The organism is Bacillus sp. GbtcB14 (assembly GCF_019091205.1).
Classification (GTDB): domain Bacteria; phylum Bacillota; class Bacilli; order Bacillales; family Bacillaceae_G; genus Bacillus_A; species Bacillus_A cereus_AG.
This window is the reverse complement of sequence record NZ_JAGXJT010000044.1, coordinates 1-2,267: the sequence shown is the minus strand read 5'-3', so window position 1 is coordinate 2,267 and position 2,267 is coordinate 1. Positions and strand designations below refer to the sequence as shown.

Here is a 2,267-nt window from a genome sequence, read left to right as displayed (position 1 = left end):
CGAGGAATGACTAATGGTGGCAGAGGAATAAATCCCTTTTTAACAGCCATTGAGTCAGTGGCTAGGTGCAACGATTTGCACGATGATAATTACGAATAAATGCATCACTTACGTCTGCTCGATGGCTCGAAATTGCCCCAGTATTCCAAAGTCCATAAATCCCTGTACGGCGAAATAATGTCCAATGAGTATCTTCTGGTCATCTATAAACAGGCGTTTGAATATCTCCTAGTTCCTTAACTGTTTTTGATTCCGAAATAGCATTATATGGAGCTGGAACAGTGTAACCAAGACGAATTAAAATTTGATATAACTCTGTTAGATTGGGTTCGCATACATCCCGACGATAGATTTCCATAAGTTGTTTTAATTGAGGATTCTTTAAAATCTGAATGTATAAATTACATTACCCCAAGCAAACCCATTCGCGAAGGTAGCCTTGGGTTACCATATAATACTCGCTAGTATCAAGGAAACGGTTTTCATGTCGAGTTTATTATAGAAATGTTGCAATAACACCATTTTAAAGATGATGTTACTTCTATCTCCTGATTAAACTTTGTATTTAAATTATAAAATTGCACTTGACCTTCCCCTAAGGTGAACGTTGTAAACTCTAGTTAATTCAGTGATGGTCTTCCAGTTAACGAAAAGGGGGGAGATAATGGAGGATTTAACGATTGGTCAACTAGCCCAACAAACAGGAGTCAGTCGAAAAGCCATTCGACTGTATGAAGAAAAGGAATTGATACTGCCTTCTATAAAGCGTAGCGAAGGTAATTACCGCGTTTATAACCAAGAGCATGTGTTTTGTATCAATGGTATTAAACAACTCCGATCATTAGGCGTATCACTGGAGGAAATGAAAGATTTAATAGTGATTTTCGAAAAAAATACGGTGGAGATAGAACCGCATCTACAACATTTGTTAAAAGATAAACTGACCAAGATAGACGAACAAATCAACGAACTACAAAAGTTGCGTAAACACATTGAATCGTACCTTGATTCCCCGAAAGAGGCATTCAATCAAATGGAGGGATTTAAACAATGAAGAATAAAACAGAACTCAAAAAATTTTATGAACTATTGTTAGCTAAGCTGCCTAAAGAATCAGTGCCTATTCTTCGGACAATTTTTTTCTCCATTCGTGATGGGCAGGCAGTTACAGAAAGTTCTTTAATAAATCAAACGGGAATTAATACAAAAACAGTTCAGTCAGTAGTGAAGATATTAGCCCAACGGCAGATGATCGTTCGGGAGGCGGATCAAAAAATAGTAGGGGCATTGGGCTTATCGATTATACCGACTACTAACCAGATTCATTTAGGAGGACGAACTTTATTTGCCTGGTGTGCAATATCGACATTGGAGCTGTCAACTGCTCTGGTTGCTGATGTCGATATACATTCCCGTTGTGCGTACACAGGTGAACCGATTGAGGTAACTGTCCGAAATGGAAAATTAGCAAAAACAACTCCTGATTCAACAGTAATCTGGACAGTGCCGTTTGATTCTGAGGCTCCATGGGCCGGAGGAACATGTAAACAAATTCACTATTTTAGCTCAGTTGAGCATGCAAACAAGTGGAAAGAAGAACATCCAAAATTGCAAGGGGAAATTATGACTTTGGAACAAGCTCTCTCTTTTGGAAACGAATTGAAAAAATTTTTATCATAGGGTAGAGCCCATGAAGTTTCAAAAATCAGACAAGCTATGAAAAGGATGCTTTTATCGGTCAATTAGTCCAACAAATGGAGTTTTTAGGTAATGAAAAGTAATATCGAAAATAATAATAGGAACAAAAAATAACAAAGGAGGAAAAAGACATGAAAACTGAAATTCAGGAAATCGTAACCCGACTTGACCAACAGTCGAACAAGGGAGAGGGAGGAGAATCCATGAAGTGGCTGTTTCGCCCGTTGTTACAAATGCTAGCAGGGGGGGAGTCTGTCACCATTGAAGATATGGCGACAACGACCGGAAAACCTGTTGAAGAGGTGAAGAAAGTTCTCCAGTCTCTGCCAAGCGTGGAAATCGACGAACAAGGCCGTGTCGTTGGTTTAGGTCTTACCCTTATCCCTACCCCTCACCACTTTACGGTTGATGGGAAGCAACTATATGCCTGGTGCGCCCTTGACACACTTATATTTCCAGCACTCATCGGTCGTTCGGTCAACATCGAGTCACCCTGTCACAGCACCGGAGAACCTATACGGTTGAATGTGGAACCGGACCACATTGTAAGCGTGGAACCTTCCACTGCC

At 40.1% G+C, this 2,267-nt stretch carries 3 protein-coding genes; all 3 read left to right on the top strand.

What is annotated here, in order from left to right; translation table 11 throughout:
* Positions 1 to 664 precede the first annotated feature (664 nt).
* Positions 665 to 1,054, top strand: a complete 390-nt coding sequence (merR2, locus tag KVT31_RS29255; protein WP_000389892.1) for a mercury resistance transcriptional regulator MerR2 — start codon at positions 665 to 667, stop codon at positions 1,052 to 1,054.
* On the top strand, positions 1,051 to 1,680 hold the full coding sequence (gene merB2 / locus KVT31_RS29250; protein ID WP_000792368.1) for an organomercurial lyase MerB2: 630 nt from the start codon (positions 1,051 to 1,053) through the stop codon (positions 1,678 to 1,680). The genes merR2 and merB2 overlap by 4 nt, the downstream gene beginning before the upstream one ends.
* A 149-nt stretch (positions 1,681 to 1,829) precedes the next feature.
* Positions 1,830 to 2,267 (top strand): organomercurial lyase (gene merB, locus KVT31_RS29245; protein ID WP_217613697.1); only part of this gene is annotated, 438 nt, incomplete at its 3' end.

Excerpts from the sequence above, each read along its gene's own strand:
- merB2 (WP_000792368.1), top strand. The coding sequence starts at position 1,051 with ATGAAGAATAAAACAGAACTCAAAAAATTTTATGAACTATTGTTAGCT.
- merR2 (WP_000389892.1), top strand. The coding sequence starts at position 665 with ATGGAGGATTTAACGATTGGTCAACTAGCCCAACAAACAGGAGTCAGT.